This is a genomic window from Bifidobacterium sp. 7101 (genome assembly GCF_000499285.1).
GTDB lineage: Bacteria > Actinomycetota > Actinomycetes > Actinomycetales > Bifidobacteriaceae > Bombiscardovia > Bombiscardovia apis_A.
In genome coordinates this window covers 100233-126997 of sequence record NZ_AWUN01000007.1, presented here as the reverse complement: position 1 = coordinate 126997, position 26765 = coordinate 100233, and the positions used below count along the sequence as shown (strand labels likewise).

The following is a 26765-nucleotide window of genomic DNA, read 5'->3' as shown; positions in this document are numbered from 1 at the left end:
GACCACAGGCGATCGAACACGGAACACGCGTCCACCATCCGGTCCCCGAACCACCAGAAGACCCCATGCCCTTCGCCTGAAGGGGATGGATGAAATTGAAGATTCGCGGCGGTCATGGCCTGGGGGAGACGCCCGGTCCCATTCCGAACCCGGAAGCTAAGACCCAGCACGGCAATGGTACTGCACCCGGAAGAGTGTGGGAGAGTAGCACACCGCCGCCACAACACGTAAAATACAGTGAAGGCCTCTGATGACACCAGTCACCAGAGGCCTTCACTGTATGTCCGGCCATACATTCCGCAAAACCCTCTGTCTGCACTCCACGCCTTTATACCTAAGTGCACGTTAGCTATATCAGCACGCTTCAAGGTGCGGTAGACCAAGAGACACATGCAGGCCAGCTTTATCCGATCCGGTCTCGTGCTCTCACGACACAATAGACAATAAAAGTGCAACTGTTGCGTAGCAACTTAATAACATTCTGGCTCATACGATACTGCAAAAAGCCATTCATGGCGTCTTATGCCGCTGATCGGGATTAGCGCAGCCGTCAGCACGCTGCCCGATATTCGTGAGGTTATGTTCAATAGGTGAAGCGCCAGGTCATTCAATGGAACTTGTCCACGAACTGTATTTTTGATGCACTTTCGACGCTGCCTCAAAACCCCTGTGTGTCAATACATAAAACGTTAAAGCAAATAAGTAAAATGTCAGCTGTTGCCCACCATATACAGGGAGGTATTAGATGGCTGGCAGGATATTCGATATCCATTTGGACAAACACGTGCCGAAGGCGACCATACCGGTAGCCGAACAACGACATCTCTGGTTCCGTGAATTCATGAAACCATATCTGATGGTCATCATTCTGTACATTACCATGTACCTTGTTCGGAATAATTTCAAAGCAGCGCAGCCTTTGATGAAACAACAGCTGGGCATTACCACCCAGCAGTTGGGCGTAATAGGTTTTGTTTTCTCTGTTGTCTATGGAATCGGAAAAATCGTTGTGGGATATCTGGTCACAGGCAAAGACAACAAGAAGATTGCATCGATTATGCTTTTCTGCTCGTCTATCGTGGTCATCTGCATCGGTTTCCTGTTCACCTTAAGCCACGTGCCTATGGGTTGGTTGATCGTTCTATGGGCCCTGAATGGGGTCTTTCAGTGCGCCGGAGGCCCAAGCTGCGCCACGGTGATTTCCAACTGGACAACGAAGACGACGTATGGCCGATATTTGGGTGTTTGGAATGCTTCCCACAATATCGGCGGCGGCTTGGCTGGAGTATTCGCCATCTGGTGTGCCCAGACCTTCTTTGGAGGAAAGGTGGCCGGGATGTTTATAGTCCCGGGTGTAGTGGCACTTCTGGTGGCAATTATGTGCTTCCTGGTCGGCAAGAACCGTCCCGAGGATCTAGGATGGGAACCCTCGGAGACGATCTTCAATGAGCCTGTCAAGCAGGAAGACGAGGAGTCGCATGATGATACGACTTGGCAGATTTTCCGCCGGTACCTGCTTTCCAACCCTTGGGTTTGGGTGCTTTGCGTCAGCAACGTTTTCGTCTATCTGATCCGCATCGGCATCGACAACTGGGCGCCTCTGCGTGTGACTGAGCAGCTGCATTTCAGCAATCAGGTAGGCGCGCGGACCATCTTCTATTTCGAGATGGGTGCTCTGATTGGATGCCTTCTCTGGGGAGTGGTGTCTGACTTCCTGGGTGGCAGGCCCGCCCTCGTGTCCGCGCTTTGCGCCATCTGCCTGCCGCTCGGAATGGCAGGCTACCAGCTGGGCCGCACCCCTGTGGTCATTTACATCTCGCTCTTCTTCTTGGGCATGTTCATTTTCGGACCCCAGATGCTGATCAATATTTCCATGCTCAATCAAATTCCCAAGCGGGCAAATGTGCTGTCCGGCGGCATGGTCGGCGCATTCGCCTACCTGTTCGGTGATTCCACCGCCAAGGTCCTGCTGGCCAAGATCGCGGATTCCTCGTCCGATGGGCTGACCGTGCTGGGGCATGTGCTGCATGGTTGGAACGACACTTTTATTGTGCTGTATATCGCCATTGTCTGTGCGGTCGTACTTTTGGGCCTGGTGGCCTTGATGGAAGAGAAACGTATTAGAGGAGGTCGTCGATGAACATCACCAATTTCCGGGATCTGGGTGGCATGCGGACCATCCACGGCCGCCGGGTCCGCCAGCACAAGTTCATCCGGTCCGGGCAGCTGGTCGGCCTGGATGAGGAGACCAGAAGGGATCTGGTCGAACGCTACCAAGTCACGCAGGTCGTGGACTTCCGCCGACCCTTCGAGATACAGGAGAGTCCTGACGACTCTATCGAAGGCATCACTTTTACCAACATCGATCTGCTGGGTATGATCGGTGCCCGCAATACCAGCTTGGACGACTTCGCCTCGATAGGTTCGGTCGATCGGGTCAACGACCATATGTTGGGTACCTACCACGACATGGTCCTGAATCCAGGCGCTCAGAAAGGTTTTGGGCGCTTCCTGCGCATCGTCGTGGGCAACACCCAGGGGGCCACGCTCTTCCACTGCTTTGCCGGCAAGGACAGGACCGGGTTCGCCGCGGCCCTGGTGCTCTGGCTGCTGGAGGTGGACGACGACCAGATATTCGCGGACTACCTGAAGACCAACCAGGAGAGGGTCGCGGCCAACAATCAGCTGCTGGACCAATTCCGCGCCAAGGGCTTCGACCAGGATTCACTGGACGCACTGGCGGTTGCACTTTATGTCAAGCAGGAATATCTGATCTACGCCCGCCAGCTCATGATCGACGCCTATGGTGATGTCTTCGCCTATGCACGTCAGGCTCTAGGGTTCGGACCCGACCAGGTGGAGGCCCTGCGCAGCAACCTGCTTGAGTAATCGGACAAGACCGAATAGGTGCGGGCAGGTGATCGGGCTTGAGTGCCAATTGTAAGGGGGCATCGTGCATACATAAGTCTGGGACGGTAATGATTCCGGGGCTCCCGTGCGGCTCTGGTCGGTCAATGTTGATCGCCAGACGACTGGGAGGCCCGGGCCATTTGGAGACGGCCATGAATGCGGGCGCGGGTTTCTTTCGCACAGACGGATTGCCGAGCAGACCGCGATTATATGGTCAGCAAAACGACATGGGAACAGCCGAATCCATCTTGACTGACCATATCGACGCTGCAGGTGACTGGATGATCAAGGAGGATTTTGGACTCAGTTTGAAAGAGACATCCCTGTCCTGGAGCGGCTGCTGGCATCTCCCCGAGTGAAGACCTGGTCGTAGAACTCCTGCACCAGGGACTTGTCGGCTGCTGTCTGACTCACGCTCATCATGAACCTTCGCCTTCTGCCAGTACGCAGGCTTTCGAGTTTTCTCATGATGGGTGTTTTTCCTCAGGCCCATGAGCGCGTATGAGACCAAGGTGAGCAGGTGGATGGTGGGCTTATGGGAAGGCTATCAGGCCTTGAAGTGTCGCTCGTCGTTCATGGTGGCGAAATTCAGGCCGATCAGGATGCCGCCGCCTATGTAATTGCCCAGCATGGCCACCAGGACCACCAGGATTGCCTTCCAGGCGTTGACCCGCCCGAAGACGCCCAGAATGAGGAAGAGGGCCGAATCCGCTATCGAGTGCTCGAACCCGCAGAAGGCGAAGACGAAGACGGCCACGACCATGATGATGCACTTGGTGAAGTCGTTGGAAAGTTTGCCGTTGTAGACCATGAGCATGGCGATGTTGATGCAGAAGTTACACAGGATGCCGCGCACGAACAGGTCGGCGAAGCCCATGGGGCCGCCGGAGACGTAGCCGGTTTTGGTCGCTGCGGCCGCCAGCATCTGGTCCAGGGTGGGACCGCTGACGATGGAAGAAAAGCGCAGGATGACGGCCACGATCAGGGCCCCGGCCAGGTTGCCCAGAAGGCAGAGGACCAGGATCCGCAGGGAGGCCAGCCAGCCCAGGCGCTTGTGATAGGCGCCTATGGTGACCACCATCATGTTGGAGGTCAGCAGTTCTGAGTTGGTGTAGTAGATCAGGACCAGGGCCCAGCCGAAGGTGGTCGCCGCCAGGACCCGGCCTGCCAGGATCAGGCCGTGGTCGGCGGGGTTCTGGCCGGCCTGGCCCATGATGACGAAGAAGGCCGTGAAGAAGATACCCACAAAGAGGCCGGCCATGGTGGCTCGCTGCATGTACTTGCCGGTCAGGGCGCCGCTCATGGTCTTCTTGCTCTCGACCACATCCAGGACGGTGCTGATGAAGGCCCGTCCGGGGAAGAGGGGCTGTCTGTTCTGTGGATCTGTCATCTGATTGGATTGCTCATTCACGGGGTTCATTATGGCATTCCCGAGTAAAGAGAGACCGCTCTTAGGGCCCGACTGTGCGGGAATTCACTTCTTTGCCAGTGTCACTCGGTGCGCAAGGCAGTGGCAGGATCCTGCTTGGCTGCCTTCCGTGAGGGGATCAGGCCGCCGATCAGGGTCAGGATCACGCTCAGAATGACCAGAGCCACGCCACCTGAGGCAGGCAGAGCTGCATTCACCTCCGTGGTGCCCATGAAGTGGTGCATGATGCTGTTGGCCGGAATGATCAGCAGCAGGGTGATGCCCACCCCCAGCAGGCCCGCCAGAAGTCCGATGAGGCCGGTCTCGGCGTTGAAGACGTTGGAGACGTTCCGCTTGGAAGCGCCCATGGCACGCAGGATGCCGATCTCCTTGGTCCGCTCCAGCACCGAGATATAGGTAATGATGCCGATCATGATGGAGGAAACCACCAGCGAGACCCCGACGAAGGCTATCAGCACATAGGTGATGACGTTGATGATGGTGGTGACCGAATTCATCATCAGGCCGACATAGTCGGTATAGACGATCCTGTTCTTCTCTGCGGCCTTGTCGTTGTAGTGCTTGATGGCATCGCCCACGGAATTCTTGTTCTCGAAGCTGTCCGTGTAGATGCTGATGCGGGAGGGGGCATCCCGGGAGATCAGGCCGAAGTCGCTCAGGTTGTCGGCGTAGGTGCCGGTGGAGACGTACTGGTTGTAGATGGCGACCAGGGCGTCCTGTGGGGCGGTGGCGATGTACTGGTCGAAGGCCTGGGCCGTCTGCTGTTCGGCTGAGGCCCCCGTGGGGATGCCCGCAGAACCTTGGGCTCTTGCAGCGGCCCCGGCCCGGCCCTGGGTCTCCTGGCCGGCCATGGCTGCCGAGCCCTTCATGATCTCCTGGGCCATGCTGGCCTTCTGGCTGACACCCAGGGATGCGATGTAGGCCTTGGCGTCGTTGGCCTTGGCGGCATCGTCGGCAGGGGCGAAGGCCATCCCGTTGAGGACGCTGTGGCCTTGGTCGGCCTCCTGGTCGGTGACGATAGGGCTGGTCTTGGCCTGGTCAATCAGATAATCGGTCAGCTGGCGGGTATATCCAACGCCCACCTTGAGTGGTGTTGCCTTGGCTCCTTGGTTGGGACGGACGATGCCGACGATGTGCAGCTGCAGGCCTTGGTCGGCGGCCTTGGTCATCTGGTCGGTGCTGTCGCCGATGTAGTGGTAGTGGCCGTCGGTCCCCTTGGCGTACTGGTCAGCAGCGGGCACCAGGGAGAGCTTCTGGTCCATGGCCTTGGCATACTCGATGGGCTTGGTGTCGGCCTTGACCTCCTGGCCGCTGTTGAGCTTGTTCATCATGTCGGTGTACTGGCTGGAGGGGAGGATACCCAGCTTGTAGAGGCTGGTGACGGGCATCTGGTTGTTCTTGTCCAGCACCAGGACCACCTGATCCTTGGCCTTGGGCCAGGTGCCGTTCACCACCTGGTAGTTGTCGGTCACCACCTTGCTGATGGTGGTCTTGGCATCGGCCCCCGGCATGATCTCGCCGAAGATCTCCGGAGCCTTGTTCTTCTCGGTCTTGCCGGTCAGGTAGGACATCTGCATGGACTGGATGTCGCCCATGTCGCTGTCGGTGTTGGCCGTGGCCATCTGGCTGGCGGTGGAGCTGGCGTCGTCCTGCCCGCTCATGGTCACCTTGTCCGCAGAGACCAGCTTACCGTCCGGGTCGTGTCCGAAGACCGCGAACTTGGTGGCGTAGGAGTACTGGATGCCCACGGACCCCACATACTGGTGGATCTCGCTCTTGGGATTATCCAAGTATTTTTTGAAGTCTGTCAGATTGTTCTGGGTGATGCTGCTGGTCAGGCTGGAGGCCCCCTTGATGCTGGAGTCGTCCGGCTGGATGGCCTTGAGATCCTTGTGGGCCTTGGCCTCCTTCTGCGATTCCTGGGCGGAGTCCACTATCTTGTTCAGGTCGAAGGACTGCTCCTGAATGGTGATGGGGTAGGAGGTCATGGTCTCCCGCTGCACCCTGTCGATGTAGCGGTTGACCCCGGTGGATACCGACAGGATCAGGGCGATGCCGATGATGCCGATGGACCCGGCGAAGGAGGTCAGGGCTGTCCGGGCCTTCTTGGTCCGAAGATTGTTGAAGCTCAGCGACAGTGAAGTCAGCAGTCCCATGGAGGCCTTGCCGAAGGTGCGGTGGCGGGCCCGGCGGATGGGCACCTGGTCGTCGGGCAGGGGGTCGGAGTCGCTGATGACCGATCCGTCGTGCAGCTCCACAATCCTGGTGGCGTACTGGTGGGCCAGCTCCGGGTTGTGGGTGACCATGACCACCAGCCGGTCCTGGGCCACCTCCTTGAGCAGGTCCATGATCTGGATGGAGGTCTCGGAATCCAGTGCTCCGGTGGGCTCGTCGGCCAGGAGGATGCGGGGGTTGTTGACCAGTGCCCTGGCGATGGCCACCCGCTGCATCTGCCCGCCCGAGAGCTGGTTGGGCCGCTTGTTCACGTGCTGACCCAGTCCCACCTGCTCCAGGGCCTGCCTGGCACGCTCCCGCCGCTCCTGCCGGTGCACGCCCGAGATGGTCAGAGCCAGCTCCACGTTGGACAGGATGCTCTGGTGGGGAATCAGGTTGTAGCTCTGGAAGACGAAGCCCACGGTGTGGTTGCGGTAGGAGTCCCAGTCCCTGTCCTTGTACTTTTTGGTGGAGGTGCCGTTGATGATCAGGTCGCCCTGGTCATAGCGGTCCAACCCGCCGATGATGTTGAGCAGGGTGGTCTTGCCGGACCCGGAGGGGCCCAGGATGGCCACGAACTCGTTGTCGCGCAGGTTGACGCTGACATCATTCAAGGCCTGCTGGACGAAGTCCCCTGTTTTGTATTGTTTGGAGATGTGTTCGATCTGCAGCACCGTCGTCCTCAGCTTTCTGGATTCTCAATGGCATGGACTTATGGACTCTTGGAGTGCCAGCTTACGCCATCGGAATGGGTAAATGCCGATATGGCCTAGTCCACCGACTTGAGGGCCTCCAGCATGTCCACATGCTTGAGCTTGTTGTTGACCATCCAGCCCAGGCCGGCCGTGATGACCGTGATCATGACCAGGGGCACGACGAAGGCCACCCAGCTGATGGAGGGGTCAAAGAGGACGTTGTCCGGTGGAACGGTGGTGATGATGTAGTGGTGCAGCCAGGCCCCGAACCCATACCCGGCCAGGACGCCGATGGCCGATAGGAGGATGGTTTCCCGGTAGATGTACATGGTCACCTCGCGGTCGTAGAAGCCCAGCACCTTGATGGTGCTCAGTTCACGGATGCGCTCCTCAACGTTCAGGTTGGTCAGGTTGTAGAGGATGACCAGGGCCAGCAGGGTGGCCACGATGATCAGCACCTGCATGATCATGTTCAAGGATTTGACCACGGTGTCGATCTGGCTCATCAGGGTTGTGTTCTGCACCACTCCCTGGATCCCGTCGATACGTATGAAGGAGGCGGCCTGCCTTCTGGTGTTCTCCGCGCTGGAGTCCTTGAAGGTGACCAGGTGGGCGTTGGGCGAGAAGTCCTGATGGAAGACGGTCCTGTAGGCCGACGGGCTCATGAAGACGAAGTGCCCCAGGTACATCTCGCAGATGCCGTCCACCCGCATGGTCCTGTCCCTGCCGCCTGAATCCTGCAGGGTGATCCTGTCGCCGGTCTTGGTCCCCGTCAGCTGGGCGATCCGTTCGGAGAGGATCACGCCATCGCCCTTGAGACTCAGGGGCTTGTGCCCGGACCGGGTGTCCATGCGGATGAAGTCGTCCAGGTGCTCGGCGCTGGCCGGCGCGATCATGGTGATGGACTGTTTGTCGGCGTTGTGGCCGGCCGTCTTGCTCATCTCCTCGTAACGCACGTTCAGGGAACGGCTCACATCGGGCTTTTCCAGCCGTTTTTTGATGGATTGGCGTTGGTCGGATGTGGCCTGGCTGTTCTCGGCGGCGATCAGGTCGTAGCGGATCACCTGGCCGAACTGGTGCTCGTTGATGGCGGAGATGGACCCCTGCACGCCGAATCCGGCCATCAGGAGGGCCACCGATCCGCAGACCCCGAAGATGGTCATCAGCATCCGCTGCTTGTAGCGGAAGATGTTCCGGGCGGTGACCTTGTGCGTGAAGCTGAGCCGGTTCCAGATCAGGGGTATGCGCTCCAGGAAGATCTTCGATCCGGCGCTGGGCGGCTTGGGCAGGAGCAGGGCCGACGGCTTCTCGCGCAGCTCCCGCCAGGCGCTCAGGAAGGCCGGAACCACGGCGCTCAGGAAGGCCAGCAGGCAGGCCAGGAAGGTGATGGGCAGGTGGAAGCCGTAGTGGATGGGCGGCATGTCAAAGGCGTGGACATAGGCCTGGTAGACGATCCAGGGCAGGAGGGTGTGGCCGGCGATGATGCCCAGGAGCGCGCCCAGGGCGGAAGCTGCTCCGCCGTAGACCAGGAACTTGGCCATGACATCCTGATCCCTGTAGCCCAGGGCTTTGAGTGTTCCGGCGTTGATCCGCTCCTCGTCCACAAAGCGCGTCATGGTGGTGAAGGTGACCAGGGCGGCCACCAGATACATGAAGTAGGGGAAGACCTTGGCCAGCGAGTCCACGATGAAGGAGACGGAGGCGTAGACCTTGTAGCCCTCCGAGCCGGGTGCTTCACGGCGCGAGTCCAGGGCGTAGACAGGCTTTTCCAGTCGGCTCAGCTGGTCAGCCGCCTTGTTCAGCTTCTTCTGGGAGTCGTCGATCCTCTTCTGGGCGTCCGGGCTCTCCCTCTTGAACTTGTCCAGTTTGGTCCGGTATTCCGCGGTTTTCTGGTCCAGGGTGGCCTGGGCCTGGTCGATCTGCCCCTGGGCCGAGGCACGGCTGCCGGCCAGCTGCCGCCGGGCCTGGGCCAGTTTGGTCCTGCCCTGGTCCAGCTGTGCGGAGGCCTGGTCAAGCTGGGCCTTACCCTGGGCCAGTTGGCGCTCGCCTTCGTTCACCTTGGCTCTTGCCTGGGTCAGCTCCCGGCGCTTTGCGTCCAGGGTCTGCTGGTTGGCTGCCACCTGGGCCATGCCGGGGGTGTATTGGTTGGTCATGAAGGCATCGCGGCCCGCCTTGGCCTTGGCCGCCAGGGCATCAATCTGCGGCGACTGCCGGTTGAGCTCGGCCAGTTGGGCCTGGAGCCCGGTCTTTCGGCGGTTGAGCTCCTCCTGCTGCTGGGGGGTCAGCCCGGGGGCGGCCAGCTGGGCGTCGATGGTCTGAATGAGGCCGGTGACCTGTGCGATGCCCTGTCTGCATTGCTTCTGTGCTTCCTGGGCCTGGGCTACAGCATGGTCGGCCTGGGCCTTGCCGCCCTCCAGCTGCTGGCGGGAACCATCAAGCTTGGCCTGTCCCTGGTCGATGGCCAGCTGACCCTGATCGGCCTGCTGCCTGCCCTGGGCCACCTGGCTGGCTGAGGACTGGTACTGCTTCTGCTTTCGAGCCAGTTCGGCCGAGCTCAGGTCCACCTCCTGCTGTCCCTGGTCGATGGCCGCCTGGGCCTGTACCGTCTTCGCGGCCAGTTGGTTCTTGGCGGACTGGATGCTCTGGGCGCCCTGGTCCAGATCCTTCCTGGCCTGGTCCAGCTGCTGCCGGTTCCCTTCGAGTTCATCTCTGGACTGGTCCACCTGGTCCTGTCCCTGGTCCAGCTGCTTCTGCAGTGGAGCCTTGATGGCGTTCAGCCTCGCTGTGGGGCGCCCCGACAGGATCCTGTTCAGGTCGTCCTTGTGGGTCTGCAGGGCCTGGATGTACTGGTCGGAATAGTGGTCCCTGATCCGGTCCAGGTCCTTGAAGGTCAGGCGGGCGATCATGTACTCGTCCGAGTCGAAGGCCTTGGGCGTGGTTACGGCGTAGGAGTCCAGGGACCCGGATCCGGCTGTGGAGGGGCCCATGTTGACCTTGCTCAGGATCTCGGTCGACCTGACCGTGCCCACTACGCGCAGCTTGTGGTGCCTTAAGACCTTCCTGCCCAGCTGGTCGGCCTTCTCGTCCACCTGGATGTTGCTGCCGATGGGGTGGCTCTCACCCAGGGCCGTGTCGACCGCTATCTGGTCCGACCTGGTCGGCATGGCCCCGTCGACCAGCTCATAGGTGGAGATCCGGTCGGGGGCGGAGTAGATGCGCAGGCTCTTGTCGGTGCCCTTGAGCACCACATCCTTCAGATACCCGTATTCGATTCCCGAGTTGCCGGGGGCGGTATCGATGGCATCCCGATCCTCCTGGTCGAGTCCGTAGCTGCTGATGACCATCAGGTCGGCCAGATGGTGGTCGGACAAGTAGGCGTTGCCGGCCTGCCGCATGTCCGGCCCGGTCACGCTCAGCCCGACCAGGGCGAAGGAGCCCAGCGCCACCAGGCAGACGATGGAGATGAACCGTCCCAGGGACTTGCGCAGGGAGACCCGGATGTCGTGCCAGAGCACCTTCCTGACGGGTTGCATCCTCACCACTCCACGTTTTCGATGTCTTCGGGGTTGTCATTGGTCTGCACGGCCTGGACCCGGGCGTCGTGCATGCGGATGACCCTGTCGGCGATGGGGGCGATGGCCGCGTTGTGGGTGACGATGACCACGGTGGCGCCCTTCTTGCGGCACTGGTCCTGCAGGATGCGCAGCACCTGTTTGCCGGTCCGGTAGTCCAAGGCTCCGGTGGGTTCGTCGCAGAGCAGGATCTTGGGGTTCTTGGCCACAGCCCGGGCGATGGCCACCCGCTGCTGCTCGCCGCCGGAAAGCTGGGCGGGGAAGTTGTCGATCCGGTCGCCCAGGCCCACGTCGACCAGGGTCTGGACCGGGTCAGCAGCGTCGTCCACGATCTCCGAGGCCAGCTCCACGTTCTCCCTGGCGGTCAGGTTGGCCACCAGATTGTAGAACTGGAAGACGAAGCCCACGTCGTAGCGGCGGTAGGTGGTCAGCTGTCGGGCGTCGTAGCCGGCGATGTCCTTTCCGTCCACGATCACCTGGCCCTCGTTGCAGGTGTCCATGCCGCCCAAAATGTTCAGCACGGTCGATTTGCCAGCCCCCGATGCGCCGAGGATGACCACCAGCTCGCCCTTCTCGATGGAGAAGGTGACCTCATTGTTGGCCACGATGGTCGTCTCGCCGGTCACATACCGTTTCGTCTCTCCGATGACGTCGATATAGCCCATCATGCCCTCTCGTAACCCTGGCTGTGCGGCGGGGCCGTCCGACGCGAGGGACGCCCCCTGATGCTCTTTTCCCCACTACTGTATACGTTCGCGGGGTCCGGAGCACAGGGGAACCGCCTGCCGGGAGGCGTCATGTTCACCGACCCTGCCAGGGCTCGGAGATTCAGAGGGCTTGCAGGAGGTTGCCCAGTTTGCGGCTGTCCCTGACCGGTCTGCCCTGGCGGAAGGTGATGAACCGCTGGCAGGTCTGGGCCAGGAACTCCTGGTCGTGCGAGATGACGATCACCATGACCCCCAGGGAGCGCATGTAGCGGATCATCCCGGTCACCTGGTTCATGTGGAGCAGGTCCAGGCCGCTGGTGGGCTCGTCCAGAACCACCAGGCGCTTGCCCGACAGTATGGCGGCCGCGATGGCCACCCGTTGCTTTTCCCCGCCGGAGAGGGTGTTGGGGTGTCGGCCCAGGAGCCGCTCCAGGTCCAGCTTTCGCGCCACCTCCTCAAAGAGGTCGGTCCGCTTGGCTCCAAGGAGCATCTCGCCCTCCACGGTCTCGCTGAAGAGCTGGTAGTTGACATCCTGAAAGACCATGTAGGAGTCCTCGACACGCTCCCTGGCGGTCTGCTTGGTCCCATTCAGGCTGATTTCCGACCTGTCGCCAGGTTTGAGCAGTCCGGTCAGGACCGAGGCGAAGGTGCTCTTGCCGGCACCGTTGCGGCCGATGATGCCGGTGATGTCGTCGCTGGACAGGGTCAGGTCGTCCACATCCAGGGCAGGATCCTGGTCGTGGTGGTAGGCATAGGTTAGGTTCCTGACCCGCAAGAGGTCGGGGGTCTTCTCGGTAGTGACCCTGGCTGGGGCGCTCGCATTCTCGGTCGCGTCCAGATTCAGGGCCCGCAGCCCCATGGCCTGGCGACTCGGGGCATCCAGCCCCCTCATGGCGGCCGGGGTCAGGTGCTCCGCCAGCCTGCCGTCCTCCATGACCAGGAAGTCGTCGGCCAGGCCGTCCAGGTAGTAGAGGCGGTGCTCGATCAGGACCATGGTCAGGCCCCGGTCCTTCAAGCGGCCCAGAATCTGCGCCAGGCTGGCCACCGCTTCCACGTCCAGATTGCCGGAGGGCTCGTCCAGGACCAGGATCTCCGGGTCCATCATGCAGGAGGAGGCGATGGCGATCATCTGCTTCTCGCCCCCGGACAGGGAGAAGATGTCCCGGTCCATGAGCGGAGCTATGCCGAAGAGGTCGGCCACCTGGTCTATACGCTCCCGGATGGCCTCCGGCTGGACCCCGGTGTTCTCCAGGGGGAAGGCCAGCTCGCTGCGGACGTCGGTGGTGAAGAACTGGGTCTTGGGATTCTGGAAGACCGACCCCACCTGCTCCGAAAGCCGGTAGATGGGCCGGGCCGTGGTGGGTTCGCCCCCGATCAGGCACTCCCCCTCCAGCTTGCCCTCGTAGAGTTCGGGAATCAGGCCGTTGATGACCCTGGACAGGGTGGTCTTGCCGCAACCGCTCGGCCCGGTGACCACGGTAAGCCGTCCCTGGCCCATCCGGCAGGAGACCTCCTGGAGGGAAGGCTGGCTGGCGCCCTCGTAGGTGAAGCTAAGCCTGGAACATTGCAACATAGGCTCCACATCCCATAAGGACCAGGCCCAAGGCGCACATGAGCGCATCCAGTCCGGTGAAGGCAATCCGTTGGATGGAGGTCTTGGGTCCGGGGTCGCCGATCCCCCTGGTCAGGGCGGCCGAGGTCAGGTCGGAGGCCACATTGGTGGCGTTGTTGAGCAGGGGAACGTAGATGTACTCCATGGTTCGCATCGGATGCCGTACCATGTCCCCGGTGGTGACCGCGATCCCCCTGAATTTCATGGCCCGTCTGATCTGGGCATAGTCGTGCCTGACGGTCGGGAAGAAGCGGAAGAGGACGCTGACGGGGATGACCAGCCACTGGGGAGCGTGGATCTTGCGCAGCAGGTAGACCAGCTCCGAGACCTTGGTGGTGCCCATCATGAAGGCCGCAACCAGCACCAGGGGGAGGACCCTGCCCACGCCGACGAAGAGGAAGAGCAGGTAATGCCCCGGCAGGTTCTCGGGAAAGACCATGGCCAGGGAGGCGCCCAGGGCGAAGACCAGACAGACCAGAAGCCAGGCCTGGCCCTTCCTGACCCTGCCCACGATGACCTGGAAGCTGCAGAAGTAGATGTTGATGGCCAGGACCAGCGGAGTGGGGAGGGTGACGAAGATCAGGGCGTTGGCGAAGATGACCAGCAGGAATCTGGTGTAGATGGAGATGGGCCTCATTGCTTGGCGGGTATCCGGTTGAAATGCCGGTCGACGATCCGGGCGCCTATCCATGCCCCAAGCAGGGCGCCGACCAGGGTGGCCAGAATGCAGACTAGGAAGGTGGCTCCGGTGATGGGCGCGAAGACCCCGTCGATGTACTCCTGGCTCTTGCCGCGGCGGACCAGGCTGGCCACATAGGCGTCCTTCATGAACCAGAGGGGCAGAACTGGGCCGGTGCAGCCGAAGGTGAGGATGACATAGCTCAGGTAGCGGGCCAGGTTGGGACAGCTCTCCCCGAGCGAGGACTGAACCAGGTCAGCCAGCAGGCCGCAGAAGGCGTAGGGGATGAAGGAGAGGGCGAAGTGGCCGAAAACCAGCAGGAAGAGGCCCATGATGACGCCGACGATGGTGATGGCCCCGAACCTGGGCACCCGGCGGATCATCAACATGTAGACCGGGCCGGAGACCAGCCCCACCACAGCGGGGATGAAGAGGGAGGACAGACCGGGCATGACCAGGCCAGCCAGGAAGACGGTGATGAAGTTGCCCACCGCCATGCTGACGAAGTAGAGGGCCGTGAAAATGCCGACGTTGACCAGGTCTTTTGTCTTCAGTGCTTTCATAAAGGATCGCTCCCATCTGGGTGGCGGTCGCTCGGCCCTAGGCCATATCCGCCGATTTCAGGTTGTGCCGTCAAGTTTAGGAGGGCCGGGAGGGAAAGTAAATGATATTTTTTTATGTCTCTTGCCAGTGCTTCACAATCAGGGTATTGCCTGGCGCGCGAGGATTTTGTTAGTGTCCACTGAGAGGGGCGTATCAGAAAGGCGGCACGGAGAACAGGCATGATCAGCAAGCGACTACTTCATCTACCGGGAGCCAGGATGGGCGCCAGCCTCCTGCTGGCCCTCCTGCAGACGATCGGCGCGTTGGCGGAGGTCCTCCTCCTGCCGGTGGCCATCGCGGCCGTGGGCCGTTCCCTTGGCCTGCCTGTCCCTCATGCCCTTGCCTGGGTGCCTGGTCGGCCCGGACCCTTGGCGGCGCTGATAGGCGGGCTGATCCTGGTTCGGCTCCTGGCCCAGGCGGTCGCCAGGTCCGTCAGCGCCCGGCTGGCTGATGGGATGGGCAAGGCGCTCTCCCAGGCCCTCTACCTGTCCGTGTTTGACCCCAATAGGCAGGAGGACGACCTGGGCGTTCCGGCGCAGACCCTGGCCAGGCTTTCGACCGAGGGGGTCAAGTCGGTCGTCTCCTACTTCACGGCCTACATTCCGGCCCTGGTCCAGACCGCCCTGATGCTGGTCGTGGCGCTGGCTGTCCTCCTGCCTGTCAGTCCGCTGGCTGCGGTGATCGTCGTGATCGGCATGGTGGCCCTGCCCCTGGCCTCCAAGCCCACCATGGGCGAGAACATCAAGGTGCAGCTGGGCCAGTTGCGCAAGTATGACAAGGTCGGCGTCCACTTCGAGCATGCCCTGAGGGGGCTCAACACTTTGAAGATCTTCGGGGCAGACCAGCGGCAGGCTGATGACCTGGCCGAGGAGTCCGAGGGGTTTCGCCGGATAACCATGGGGGTCCTGGGCGGGCAGCTGCGCTCGCTGATCAAGGCCGACGTGGTCATCTACACCAGCCTTATTCTGGCGGTTGCAGCGACGGTCCTGATCGGGCAGGGCGGGCCCGCTCGAGTGCTGTCCTGCCTGGTTGTTGCCCTGGCTGGGGTCCGGCTCTTCGCCCCTGAGCGGCAGCTGGTCTACATGATGCATTCTGGCATGGTCGCCATCAAGCAGGGCAAGGCCATCGACGATATTCTCCAAGCTCGGCAGGGGAGCGACGGGGAGTCAGCGGCTCTGGGGACGGCTCCTGAGTCACGCAAGAAAGTGGCGCCGGAAGAGGTTCCGGCAACGATTCCGGAAGCCTCCGAGGAAGTGGTTCCGGAAGCGAGTCTTGAAGCATCTGAGGAAGCAGCTCGGGAGTCTGAATCGGAATCCGCCTCTGAACCTGCTTCGAAATCTGCATTGGATGCTGTTCGGATTTCTGTGCCGGGATCCGCCTCGAAGCCTGCTCTGAGTGCTGTCGGAATGCCTGCAACGCGTTCTACCGATGTGATGAGACAGAATGCTGGTTCGGTGCAATCGGGCTCGGATCATGCAGATCAGGCGGATATGTCTGACGACGATTCGTTGGGCATCCGCGCTCGCGCTCTGACCTACACCTATCCTGACGGCTTCCAGGCTCTGACCGATTTGAACTTCAATCTCCCGGCCAAGGGACATGTGGGTCTGGTCGGCGCTTCGGGCTCCGGCAAGAGCACCCTGGCGGGCCTGCTGTCCGGGCGCCTTCAGGGGTATGCCGGAGAGCTGACCATTGGCGGGCGCCAAATCAGCGACCTGTCGCGCGAGGATCTGGTCGGCCTGCAGACTGTGGTTCGGGGAACCGATCACCTCTTCACCGGAACCATCAGGTCCAATCTGGACCCGGCCGGACTGGGCTACTCGGATTGGGAGCTGCAGGATGCGCTGGACCAGGTCGGCCTGACCGGTCTTGTCCAGAGCAAGGGCGGGCTGAATGCTCCCATTGATCCTGAGGGAGGCAATCTCTCCGGAGGGCAGCGCCAGCGCCTGTCCATTGCCCGCGGACTCCTGCGACGTTCCCCCGTCTACATCTTCGACGAGGCTACCAGTGCCGTGGACCGTGAACATGACGCCACTCTGGCCGCCTTGATGGACGCGCTGGGCAAGGAGTCCCTTGTCCTGACCATCACCCACCGCCTGGCCGGGGTTCGTAATGCCGATGCCATTCTCTTCCTGCAGGGAGGCCGTTTGGCGGAGTGCGGTGGCTTCCATGAACTGATGGATGCCGGGGGCGGATTTGCCGCCCAGTGGAAGGAGCAGGCCCAGTATGAGGACGGGGAGTGACGACGTGCAGCAGACGACTGGCAACCTGGCGATGATGCGCCGCATGGCACGGCTGATGAAGCCTCTGGCCGGTACGGAGGGCAAGGCCATCCTCTGCGGCAGCCTGGGCCACCTCTTCGCGGTCTGGAGCATGATGGCAGCCGCAGCGGCCCTGATTGGCCTGGTTACAGACTGGTCCCCGTTGAATGGCCAGTGGGTCGTCTGGGCCCTGGTGGCGGTCCTGACTGCTCTCAGCCGTGGGGTCATGGCTTATGGGGAGCAGTACTACAACCACGATATGGCCTTCAGCATGCTCCGTGACATTCGCACGACGGTCTTCGACAAGATGCGGTCCCTGGCCCCGGCCGGCCTGCGCGACCAGGCGCGCGGGGACATGGTGACGGTGATCACCAACGACATCGAGCTACTGGAGATTTTCTACGCCCATACGCTTTCGCCCATCGCCATCGCCCTGGTGACCTCCTTGGCCAATTTGGCCCTGCTCACCTGGCTCTCACCCTGGATGGGACTTGTCGCCGTGGTATCCTACCTGATCGTCGGTCTACTCATCCCCATCCTGAGCGCCAGGCCCACTTTCAAGGTGGCCATGCAGGAGCGGACGGCCCAGGCCAGCCTGCACTCCCTCCTTCTGGAGACCCTGCAGGGCCGCACCGAACTGGCGGGGCTTGGGGCTCTGGGAAATACTCGTCGCCGGGTGGGAGCCGTTACGGACCAGATGCTGGATGCCCGCGGGCGCACCTCTGGGCGGACCATCGCCAACGATATGGTCACCAACGTGGTCACTCTGATCTGTGCTGGAGCCTTCACGTTGATGGCCTGCCATCTAGGTTCGGCAGGGTTGGTGGATCCTGCTCGGGGAATGATCGGACTGGTCGGTTTCCTCTCTTCCTTTGCTCCCTTGATACCTGTGGCTCGGCTAGGGGCTGGCCTGCAGCCTACACTGGCTGCTGCTCGGCGGGTCTTCGCGCTTTTGGGCAAGGAGCCGCCTGTGTGTGAGGTGGAATCCGATCATGGGAATCCTCTGGCGGAGTTCACTGGAGAGGAGGCCAAGGCAGTTTCTTTCTCCTACGCCGGCAAGACTTACACGGGTAAGGACGATCCAAGCAAGAATGACTCGGGTGAACATGGCGGCCGGACTTCGATTTTGGATGGCCTGGATCTTTCCATCAAGCCTGGCGAACTGATTGGCATCCAGGGGGCCAACGGGGTCGGCAAGTCCACTCTGATCGACCTGCTAATGCGGTTCCAGGAGCGTAGCGGCGGAGATCTGGCCGTCTCTGGCCTGCCTATCGAGACCATCCGCACCGCCGATCTGCGTGCTCAGCAGACTCTGGTGAGCCAGGACACCTACATATTCAGTCTCACCTTGGCTGACAACATCGCCTTGGCTCGGCCCGAAGCCAGCAGGGCGGATATCGAGCAGGCGGCCCATGATGCCTGCCTGGACGATTTGATTGACCAGCTGCCCGACGGCCTGGATCATCTGCTTGCTGATAATGGCTCGGACCTGTCCGAGGGGCAGCGGCAGCGGGTGGCCTTGGCTCGTGCCTTCCTGAGCTCAGCGCCTTTCATGCTCCTGGATGAGCCAACCAGCAACATGGACGCTCTCTTGGAGGGCCGGGTCTTGACCAGGCTGATCGAGCAGAAGGGCGACCGTACCTGTCTGATTGTCTCCCATCGTTCCTCGGTCCTAGCCCGGGTAGACAGGTTGCTGACGCTGCAGGATGGCAGACTTATCCCCGCCTGAACGTTTCATAAAGAACGAGGTGCAATTCGAGGTGCAATTTATGGTGTCGCTTCGAATTGCTGCTGGCAGTGTTACCGACGTAATTTGATCCGGCGCTGGTCCATTTCAACGGGTGATTCCGGCAGCGATTCCGTCTACTGACTATGCAAATGGGAAGCCCGATTGGAGTCAGTTCTGAGAAAAGTGGTTCAGCCAAATAGGAGTCTGCTCTCATTAGGGGTGGTGGTATTCCGACAAGGTTCCGCATAAGTGAGGTTCACGGAGCTTAGCTGTCTTAGAACAGCTGAAAGGCGGACGATTCCGTTTGATAAAGTCGAGGTCTTTTAGTGCATAAGTAAAGTTATCGCTTTACTGATTCACTTCACTATAAATAGGTGAATGTTAGCTTTGAACAACGGCGCCTATTTCGAGGACAAGTTATTCCTTTGTCCGGAGACGCCAACTTGGCCGCGGTCATTACCCATGTGAATGTGTTTACGCATATGACGCACCTGTTGTGGATCACCTTCCTCTCCTTGTTGGTGGCAGCGATAGCAATGTTCGTGGCGGGCCGTGGTGTCCAGTCCACAGTTGGCAGCGGCTTTGATAAGGTCGCTGAGACGAATAACACGCTTTCACAGGCCTTCACTTGGAACGTGCCCATGCTGCTTTTATACCTCTCCTGATCATCCTGATCAGGTCAGCGTGGAAGAAGCCGACTATTCCGGTCATGCCGCTTTCATCGGTGGTGGCCATGTTCAATACCGTCGTCATCCAGCATTTCTCCTTCGCCAACGCATTCAACGCCATCGTCAACAAATTCGACATCCCTGTGCTCCCCAAGGGTTTCAACTTGGGTCCCGCAGCCAAGGGTGTCACCAGTCTGCTGAACAGGGGAGGCATGGAGAGCATGATGACCCTCCTGATTGCGTTCTGTACCCTGTCCTTCGCAGGGGTGCTTTCGGCCTTCGGAGCTTTGAACAAGATCGTGGAATCCCTGCTCAAGATCAGCAAGAGCACCGGCTCATTGATTGTCGTCACCCTGCTGACCGGCATCCTGACCATATCCACTACCTGCAACGGTCAGGTCTCCCTCCTGCTGCCTGGCGAGCTGCTGAGGCCTGCATACATTCGCCGAGGTCTGCATCCCTGCAATCTGGGCCGAAGCATAGAGGATTCCGGTACCATATTCGAGCCGATCCTACCTTGGACCGCTGCTGGTGCCTATATGGCGGCCACATTGGGCGTACCCACTCTTTCCTACATGCCTTGGGCAACCCTCTGCTGGACTGGCGTGATCTTCGCCACCATCTGGGGGTATACCGGAATCGGCATCCGCAAGCTGACGCCGGATGAGCAGAAGACCATGCTCGCCGAGCTGGACAAGGAGAAGGAAGCATAGAGTAATTTCCCCTGCTATAGCTAATCAGCGCTGCAACCGGGCAAATCGTGTTGTGGCGCTTTTCGAAGCTCACGTGCCTGTCCCAGAACCTTAGCGGTCGGTTCGGTGTTGACGATAGTCATTGGAACGACAAGGACTGTCACGATGATTAGTGCTTAACGTGCAATTCGAGGTTATTCTCGTGAGCCGTTCTCCGCGATTCAATTATTTTCATATCCCTTGCACGCTTATGGGCCAGTTACATGTGGTGACTGTTGAATGGTTTACTGCTGGGGTTGAGCAGTGTTGCCCGGTATGGTTTGCAATCGGCTGATTTGTTGCAGACCTGAGTTGATGATTACGAAGAGTACTGTCCAAGCGAGCACGATAAGAATTAAACGGTACAGGTTGGAGTTGATAACAGCATTGTATCGGAGCTGGGGAATGAGGCCCAGGTCCCAGGCGGTGTGCAGAACGATAGGGATCCAGAAAAGGGAGAGGAATCTCCTGTCCAGAAAGTGCCTGGTTTGTAGCTTGTCCCCGTTCATAGCGATGAGCAGTGCTGCGCCGGTGATGGCTGCCCAGGCGACGTGGCCGCCGATCGACATCCACCCACGCAGAATCAAAATACTGTTCATGGCGGGGAATCCGCATGTTTGAATGATCTCATCAAGAGTCATTTGTGGGGTGCAATTTGAATTTTGTACAATTGCTTTCACGTTAGTTAATTGATCGAATCCGTATCCGGCAGTTTCAAAGACGGCAAATCCAGCTCCGATCGCACCACCGATGAGCAACCCGTTGAGAATGTACCGGGGTTTGAGAATCTTGACGAATACTGCTAATGCTGCCAGTTTTGCCAGTTCTTCTACAATGCCAGTCATCAGCGGTAAAAACCAGCCCACACTGACGGCTGCCGTAAACCGATCCAGGAACATGGTCGCAATGAGTGAGAGCACGCCGCCAATGAATAGCATCTGGAGCACGGACCAGAAACTGATGTTTCGTGGCGCGTTGCATTCGAAGAAGAAAATAAGCGTGGAGAACGGTACCGCCAAGGCCCCAATGAAAATCAAGCCAACGTAAGAAGGGACTATTTCGTTTACGGATTGTAGGAAGTAGAGGAGCACATAGGTGGCAATGAAAAATACGAGGATGCGCGAAAACAGCCAGGGTCTGGGCCAGGTGGCTGCGATGTCGCCTTCCCGGGGAGTGGTGAAGGTGGTACCACCGATGAAAATTCTTTCGGCTTCCTTTCGTGAGTGCTTCTTGAACACGTTGGAGAAAGTGTCCTTGAGGTTGATATCTACTGCTCCTTCACCTCCAGCAAGCCGATTGATCGCTGCCGTGACGTTGAAGCTTGCCTTCTGGGTCGGCTGCGTTGCAGGCCCTCCGGGAGGCGTTAGAGGCTGCTGCGAGTATTGGTAGGGCTGCTGATAGGCGGTATTCTGCTGTGGAGCTGCCATGTAGGGAGTGGATGGTGATGGTGGAAATTGTTGCGGTTGGGGTGGTTGCGGTGCTGTGAACTGGCTGGGTCGCGTTTCCTGTCCTATTGCAGACGCCGACTGCGGGGGCGCGATCGGTTGCTGGGTATCAGCCGGAGTTTGCACATGGTCTGGGGCCGTGCTCTTTTGGAATTCGCCGTTTCTTAGTGCCGACTGGTATTCCTCCATGGTAGGTTCCCTGCCGTTGGTGGTGATGAAACCTTGATGCCACTGTTGTGGTGTCATCATTGCCTGTTCTCCTTTGGGTGTGACGGATTGTGGTTTCAGTTGTTGCTTGAGGGGAATGCGGCAGGGAACTCCTTGCGCAACATTTGAATCGCGTCATATGCAGTGTTGGCAAATTCCTTGTTCGATTCGCTGGCCTTGTCGAGCTCTTCGTAATCGTCTGACGCGCATGAAGTGATTGGGTTTTTCGTGTTAGCAATCTTTTCAGCGGACTGATAATCGTTCAACATGCTTTGGGTCAAGGTTTCGTGTCCTGTATTCGCTAAGTTGTAATCATCGGTATCCTCGTCGATGGTTTGCAAATCCTCTTTGAGGATCTTGAGATTATTCTGAGCCGTTTGCTGGTTTGCTTGACATGAGGCCAGTGATGTGGTTTTGAGGTGATAGCTGTAAGCGACCAGCGCCCCGAAAATAATGGCTATGACCGCAATAATGGTGATGATGATATTTCTGACTGTGTGTGGTTTCTTGGCCGTGCTCACCGGGGCTGAAGGCATCATCATGCCGGTCTGTGGTTGATACGCATACGCTGGCTGCTGGATCGGCATGCTTTGAGGCTGCATTGTTGCCTGTTGTTGGCCTGCCGGCGGCTGTGGGTACTGTGCGGCTTGAGTAGGGACTCCCGTCGGTGCCTGGACAGTGTTTTGGGAGTTGCCGTTGTTGGGGTCGTTGAGTTGGACATCGCCATTTTCTATGGCGTGCTGGAGGTCGTCAGAACTGGGGTCGCGTCCGTTGACCATCTGGAAGTAGTCCTTCCATTCGTCGATGCTGGCCATGGGTATTCTTTCTCTTTCTTCTGGGTGGATGGAATTGATGGCGATTGTTTTTGGGTCTGTTAGGTGCCGTAGTTGGCTTCATGGAGTGCGTGATCTGGCATACGGTGCCGATGGTTGTGGAGGGTTCATCCTTTTCTGAAGCCAGCCGTGCCACGAGCGTGGTGTTGCTCCCATAGGCCCTCCTCGGCGTGATCCCAACTACGGTGCGTGGCATTTTCTGTCCTCGGCCCGGACTGCTGTCAGACCTTCCCTAAAATCGCCAAAGCTGAAATTATGCTACATCTATGTAGCTACATGAATGTAGCAATTCGTTTTGCTGGAAACCGTGGGAACGCATATCAAGACAGCCCGAGACTGGGCCGATTACGTCAGAGAGCTTGGTCAGAGCCTGCAGAGGATACGAAATGCGCGCGGCCTGAGTCAGGAGCAGGTGGCCTATGGTGCCGGCCTGTCGCGATTACAGTACCAGCGCTTGGAATGGGGGCATAGTTCCCCAAGCCCAAAGGCTTCGAATCCGACGTTGAAGAGCCTGATAGCGATCGCTGAGGTGCTTGACTGCACGCTGGACGAGATCATTCCAACCGACTGGCCGGATCTACGCGCACGATAGAGTTGTAGGCGCGACGTTCAGCCCGGATCCCATAGCTCAAGGTAGCCAGCCACATGATAGCGAGCGCTTAGTCGACGGCGAAGATGTTGTGCAGTCTGGGACTGGCGGGGTGCCGGGGCTTGGTTCTCCACGTTCAAGCTTCCAGTTGGTGAAGCGTGAGAGGCCTCAGCCCAGGTACTATCCGGGGAATTGATCCTTGTTAGGTGAAGGTTGGCATATATTTAGTGTTGTAAAGATGACAGAGAAGATGCATTTCGCTCTATGAGCTTCATTCCTTAGAGTGTCCACACCCATGGCATCGTTTTCAGCCATATCCTAGGTACAGTTAGATAGTCAATTTGCCAAAGAGATGAAGTACAAGGAGTCTTGAAGAACCTCGGAAATCCCTACCTGTGGAGCTAGCCGGATTCGAACCGGCGACCCTCTGCTTGCAAAGCAGATGCGCTACCAGCTGCGCCATAGCCCCGTGAATGTGAAAAGAACTTCAACCGCGCAAGAATGCGTGGGCCTGGGAGGACTTGAACCTCCGACCTCATCCTTATCAGGGATGCGCTCTAACCAGCTGAGCTACAGGCCCATGCCGTGTGACCGAAGAATCACACAAATGGATAGCTTACCATAGTGTCCTCTCAAGTCAATCTCGGCGGCGTCGCGTCGCGTCTTGGCGGAAGAATAGTGGCCATGAGGCGGAAACGGCGTGCGGAACCAGTCAGGTCGGAGCAGCTGGAGGTCGGTGGTGAGACGGTTCTGGTCATCAGGAAGCGGATCGCCAACGTCTATCTGCGGGTCAAGCCGCCTGACGGCCATCTGGAAGTGACGGCGCCTCTGGCCCTGAGCGACGACCGGATTCGTGCCTTTATCGACGGCAAGCGCCGCTGGATCGCAACCACTAGAGAACGTCTGGCCCGCTCGTGCGATGTCTACGCCCAACCCGGAGCCGATGGTCAGCTGTCGCCGGACCGGTCCGAGGCCGAAGCCAAGAGAATTCTCCAGGAGAGGCTGCCGACTCTGCTGGATCGGTGGGTCCCTGTGGTAGGTCGCCGGCCTGAGCGCATCAGTCTGCGGAAGATGAAAACCCGCTGGGGGTCCTGCACCCCCGCCACTGCCAGCATCCGGCTCAACACCGACTTGGCCTGGCTGGATCCTGACCTGCTGGAGTATGTGCTGGTTCACGAGCTGACCCACCTCTACGAGCATGGCCACGGCCCCGGCTTCCGCGCGCGGATGGATTGCTATATGCCTGACTGGACCGAGCGCCGTCGTCGACTCAACAGCTATCTGGCTTTGTGACTCATATGGTGACTGCCTTACCTACGTCCATTTCTTCTATGACGGCTGAGGATTATAGCTTCACTAAGCTGGCGATTTCAGAGCCGCTGATTTTGCTCAATGCATCAGGCTGAAGTTTAGCTGTAGGACAGACATAAGGATACTTAATTCCAGCCAGGGTATTCAGAACGGCCTTTAGTATGTAGTGCATACCTTTTGGGGGGATGGCCATGCCAATTTGTTTCCTTACAGATTCTTTTCCCCCTAGAAAGTAGAAAGAATCTGGGAAAGTTTGCAGGCGGGCACGTTCTCGGTTGGTCAACGCGCGGTTTTCGCTCCAGTGGTACATGTGCGTCCCGCCTCCTCCTGAGCCAGTAACGGTGTAAGAGGGCTTGTGTCTATCTAATCTTTTGTAAATATTAGATAACTTGGCTCCTTTAACTTTTAGCCGATATTGGGGTGGTATCGACAATGACCAAGCATTACCACCTTCAGGGATGTATGACAGCATTTTTGTCGTTTTTTGATTGTGTTTAGTCGGTTCATTATTAAAAGCATTTTTAGGAATAGGTGGTTTAGTCAGTGCTTCTTCTGCTGTAACATACTCTTCTGGATTTGGTGTCGTTGGTGCCGGTACACGATATATATAGCCTTTTTTATGGAGGTCGTTTCGAATACCGACGATGATAATACGATGTCGTGTTTGGGGGACGCCATATTGTTCGAATTTAAAAAAATGTGGAGTAACGGTATAACCCGCATGAATCATAGCACTTATAACTTGCATAAAGGCCTCGCCTTCATTTGCAGAAGATAACCCACCGACGTTTTCAGCAATAAAAACACTTGGCTGGAATTCTTTTAAAGCTTTTATGCCATACGTGTAAAGAGGACCGAATGAGCCTGAAAGACCCTTTTGCTTTCCAACGACAGAAAAATCGTTGCACGGAAAACCAAATATCAAGGCATCTATATCGCCCAGTAACCTATGGTTTGATAAATCAAAGCGACGCACATCTTCGCAGAACACAGTGTCAGCATAAGGATCTCCAAGAATATTTTCTTTGTATGTTGCGACTGTGTCAGGGTCAATGTCATTAGCCCAGGCGTGTTTAAAGCCCCAAACATTGCCAGAATTGTCCATGACTTTAGTTGTTTTGGCAGCATAAGCCCCTCCGCCGGGACCGGCGAATAGTTCTGCTGTTTTTAATAGCATCGGTGGTTACCTTTCAAATCGAGGAGACTTAACTACCTTGGTTAAGCATATGCATATGCCTAAACCTAGAAGTTGATTCTATCCCTCATGTTTTTGTGGATCGCTGTTCTTTTATGCTTAATATGATAAAAGCGAATGAGTATGTCTCTAGCTGAGTGAGGTCAATGTGGTCAACTGTGTCTTAACATCAGTCATTCCTCCATTGTCTGATGATGAAACGACTGTTTCGTTACCAGCTACTATTAAGCATCTTCTTTCTGAAGCATCTGTAGTTGATATTGCCGTTGGATATGTGTCTGTTGAAGGATTAGATGAGCTCAAGAAGCTTGTTCAGGCAAATGCTAATCTTCGGAAAATCAATTTGATAATAGGTATGTACTACTATGCAGGTATCCCCAAAAGCATAAACACCAAAGTGCGCCAGTTACAAAAAGAGTGGGAATCAAGACAAATAGGCTCTGTTTGGTTTGTTACCAGTATGCAGTATCACGGAAAACTCTATTTATTCCAGAACGGACCAGATGTAGATAAGGCCAAACCATATAAGGCTGTCATCGGCTCCGCTAACCTCAGCATACTTGAAAATACACAAAGAGGACAGTATGAACTTGGCACAACAGTTGATAATGCCACAGCTCTTCAACAACTCGTAGAACATGTGAATGAACTTAAGGAAAAGTGTTGTGTGAAAGTCGATGATGATGAACACTTGCAAAAGCTGAGAATTGTATCGGAGCAAATCAAATCTCTGAATGGAATTACGGATGTCTTTGCAATTTCTCAGGATCAAGTCAATTTCTATAAGCGACAAAAAGCTTCTGTGCATTTTACAATTCCCATAAAAGCACCTGCATATGAACACCGGTTTTCTATTAATAGATCAGACTTCGCAAGGTCAAATATCAACGTTTGTTATGGTGCTGGTCGTCTAAATCCAGCAGGTGGATATACACCGCGTAGCTGGTATGAAGTCCAGATAACGGTGTCTCGAAGAATTACAGAACAACCAGGATATCCTGTCGACCGGCCCTTCTGGATAATTACTGATGATGGGTATAAATTCGAAGCTCACACGACTGCAGCGCACAATAAGCAGCTAACAGCCTTTGTCAGTGAGAATAACGATAGGGTATTTGGGCGTTGGATAAAAGGTCGCTTAGCGACGGCGGGTTATGTAAAACCGGTAGATAAAGTCAATGATGATACTGACCGGGAAGGAGTGATTACAACTGAAATGTTGGAAAACGCAGGAATGCGTAATTTAGTCCTTACAAAAACAAGCCTTCAAGAAACCGGGCGGCTCGTTGAACGTAACTGGAATGTTCCGCAGAAACAGACAACTTCGGATGAGCTTGGATTACTTGATGTATGGACAGCAGAATTCACAAATTAA

General features: G+C 57.9%; 19 protein-coding genes, 2 tRNA genes and 1 rRNA gene. 10 read left to right on the top strand and 12 right to left on the bottom strand.

Annotated elements, in window-relative coordinates; all coding sequences use genetic code 11:
• Positions 1 to 104: 104 nt before the first annotated feature.
• The 3 genes from rrf to P272_RS0108405 all read left to right on the top strand — a co-directional run bounded on the left by rrf (position 105) and on the right by P272_RS0108405 (position 2889).
• Positions 105 to 221, top strand: a 5S ribosomal RNA gene (rrf, locus tag P272_RS0108415).
• 524 nt (positions 222 to 745) lie between these two features.
• A complete protein-coding gene (gene uhpT, locus P272_RS0108410) occupies positions 746 to 2140 on the top strand; it encodes a hexose-6-phosphate:phosphate antiporter (protein WP_029679084.1) in 1395 nt (464 codons plus the stop codon).
• Positions 2137 to 2889, top strand: coding sequence for a tyrosine-protein phosphatase (locus tag P272_RS0108405; protein WP_029679083.1), 753 nt, complete (start codon positions 2137 to 2139; stop codon positions 2887 to 2889). Before uhpT ends, P272_RS0108405 begins: the two co-directional genes overlap by 4 nt.
• 568 nt (positions 2890 to 3457) lie before the next feature.
• Here P272_RS0108405 and P272_RS0108395 read toward each other — a convergent pair.
• The 7 genes from P272_RS0108395 to P272_RS0108365 form a co-directional block, all read right to left on the bottom strand.
• Positions 3458 to 4300, bottom strand: coding sequence for a formate/nitrite transporter family protein (locus tag P272_RS0108395; protein ID WP_044097952.1), 843 nt, complete (start codon positions 4298 to 4300; stop codon positions 3458 to 3460).
• Between the two features lie 101 nt (positions 4301 to 4401).
• Complete coding sequence (locus P272_RS0108390; protein WP_029679081.1) at positions 4402 to 7227, bottom strand: ABC transporter ATP-binding protein/permease; 2826 nt, start codon at positions 7225 to 7227, stop codon at positions 4402 to 4404.
• Between the two features lie 95 nt (positions 7228 to 7322).
• The gene (locus tag P272_RS0108385) at positions 7323 to 10781 is read right to left on the bottom strand and encodes an FtsX-like permease family protein (RefSeq protein WP_029679080.1); all 3459 of its coding nucleotides are present in this window, start codon (positions 10779 to 10781) and stop codon (positions 7323 to 7325) included.
• Positions 10782 to 10783: 2 nt separating this feature from the next.
• Positions 10784 to 11485, bottom strand: coding sequence for an ABC transporter ATP-binding protein (locus P272_RS0108380; RefSeq protein WP_029679079.1), 702 nt, complete (start codon positions 11483 to 11485; stop codon positions 10784 to 10786).
• A 163-nt stretch (positions 11486 to 11648) separates the two neighbouring features.
• The gene (locus P272_RS0108375; RefSeq protein ID WP_044097940.1) at positions 11649 to 13100 is read right to left on the bottom strand and encodes an ABC transporter ATP-binding protein; all 1452 of its coding nucleotides are present in this window, start codon (positions 13098 to 13100) and stop codon (positions 11649 to 11651) included.
• Entirely contained in the window at positions 13078 to 13776 is a 699-nt protein-coding gene (locus P272_RS0108370; protein ID WP_044097939.1) for an energy-coupling factor transporter transmembrane component T, read from the bottom strand. Before P272_RS0108370 ends, P272_RS0108375 begins: the two co-directional genes overlap by 23 nt.
• Positions 13773 to 14381: an MptD family putative ECF transporter S component gene (locus P272_RS0108365; protein ID WP_029679076.1), complete on the bottom strand. Its 609-nt coding sequence runs from the start codon at positions 14379 to 14381 to the stop codon at positions 13773 to 13775. Before P272_RS0108365 ends, P272_RS0108370 begins: the two co-directional genes overlap by 4 nt.
• Positions 14382 to 14600: 219 nt before the next feature.
• Between P272_RS0108365 and P272_RS09490 the strand changes: the two genes are divergently transcribed.
• From P272_RS09490 to P272_RS08750, 4 genes are all read left to right on the top strand, one after another.
• Positions 14601 to 16664: an ATP-binding cassette domain-containing protein gene (locus P272_RS09490; protein WP_081709125.1), complete on the top strand. Its 2064-nt coding sequence runs from the start codon at positions 14601 to 14603 to the stop codon at positions 16662 to 16664.
• The gene (locus P272_RS08755) at positions 16648 to 18411 is read left to right on the top strand and encodes an amino acid ABC transporter ATP-binding/permease protein (RefSeq protein ID WP_052323257.1); all 1764 of its coding nucleotides are present in this window, start codon (positions 16648 to 16650) and stop codon (positions 18409 to 18411) included. Before P272_RS09490 ends, P272_RS08755 begins: the two co-directional genes overlap by 17 nt.
• Positions 18412 to 18854: 443 nt before the next feature.
• Positions 18855 to 19076 carry a hypothetical protein gene (locus P272_RS09460; RefSeq protein ID WP_172636737.1) on the top strand — a complete coding sequence of 74 codons (222 nt, stop codon included), beginning with the start codon at positions 18855 to 18857 and terminating at the stop codon, positions 19074 to 19076.
• A complete protein-coding gene (locus P272_RS08750) occupies positions 19040 to 19792 on the top strand; it encodes a Na+/H+ antiporter NhaC family protein (protein WP_081709123.1) in 753 nt (250 codons plus the stop codon). The genes P272_RS09460 and P272_RS08750 overlap by 37 nt, the downstream gene beginning before the upstream one ends.
• A 263-nt stretch (positions 19793 to 20055) precedes the next feature.
• Here P272_RS08750 and P272_RS0108350 read toward each other — a convergent pair whose 3' ends face one another.
• Positions 20056 to 21504 (bottom strand): PrsW family intramembrane metalloprotease, encoded by a 1449-nt coding sequence (locus P272_RS0108350; RefSeq protein WP_052323254.1) that lies wholly within the window; start codon positions 21502 to 21504, stop codon positions 20056 to 20058.
• A gap of 35 nt (positions 21505 to 21539) precedes the next feature.
• On the bottom strand, positions 21540 to 22277 hold the full coding sequence (locus P272_RS0108345; protein ID WP_029679074.1) for a hypothetical protein: 738 nt from the start codon (positions 22275 to 22277) through the stop codon (positions 21540 to 21542).
• 325 nt (positions 22278 to 22602) lie between these two features.
• Between P272_RS0108345 and P272_RS09590 the strand changes: the two genes are divergently transcribed.
• Positions 22603 to 22887: a helix-turn-helix transcriptional regulator gene (locus tag P272_RS09590; RefSeq protein ID WP_029679073.1), complete on the top strand. Its 285-nt coding sequence runs from the start codon at positions 22603 to 22605 to the stop codon at positions 22885 to 22887.
• Positions 22888 to 23280: 393 nt separating this feature from the next.
• On the opposite strand, the gene P272_RS0108335 is transcribed toward P272_RS09590, so the two are convergent.
• Positions 23281 to 23353, bottom strand: a tRNA-Ala gene (locus tag P272_RS0108335).
• A gap of 37 nt (positions 23354 to 23390) precedes the next feature.
• Positions 23391 to 23464, bottom strand: a tRNA-Ile gene (locus P272_RS0108330).
• 104 nt (positions 23465 to 23568) lie between these two features.
• On the opposite strand from P272_RS0108330, the gene P272_RS0108325 reads away from it, so the two are divergent.
• On the top strand, positions 23569 to 24177 hold the full coding sequence (locus tag P272_RS0108325) for a M48 family metallopeptidase (protein WP_029679072.1): 609 nt from the start codon (positions 23569 to 23571) through the stop codon (positions 24175 to 24177).
• 52 nt (positions 24178 to 24229) lie between these two features.
• On the opposite strand, the gene P272_RS0108320 is transcribed toward P272_RS0108325, so the two are convergent.
• A complete protein-coding gene (locus tag P272_RS0108320; protein WP_029679071.1) occupies positions 24230 to 25372 on the bottom strand; it encodes a DNA cytosine methyltransferase in 1143 nt (380 codons plus the stop codon).
• Between the two features lie 202 nt (positions 25373 to 25574).
• Here P272_RS0108320 and P272_RS09170 point away from each other — a divergent pair, with 202 nt between their 5' ends.
• The gene (locus tag P272_RS09170) at positions 25575 to 26765 is read left to right on the top strand and encodes a restriction endonuclease PLD domain-containing protein (protein WP_172636736.1); all 1191 of its coding nucleotides are present in this window, start codon (positions 25575 to 25577) and stop codon (positions 26763 to 26765) included.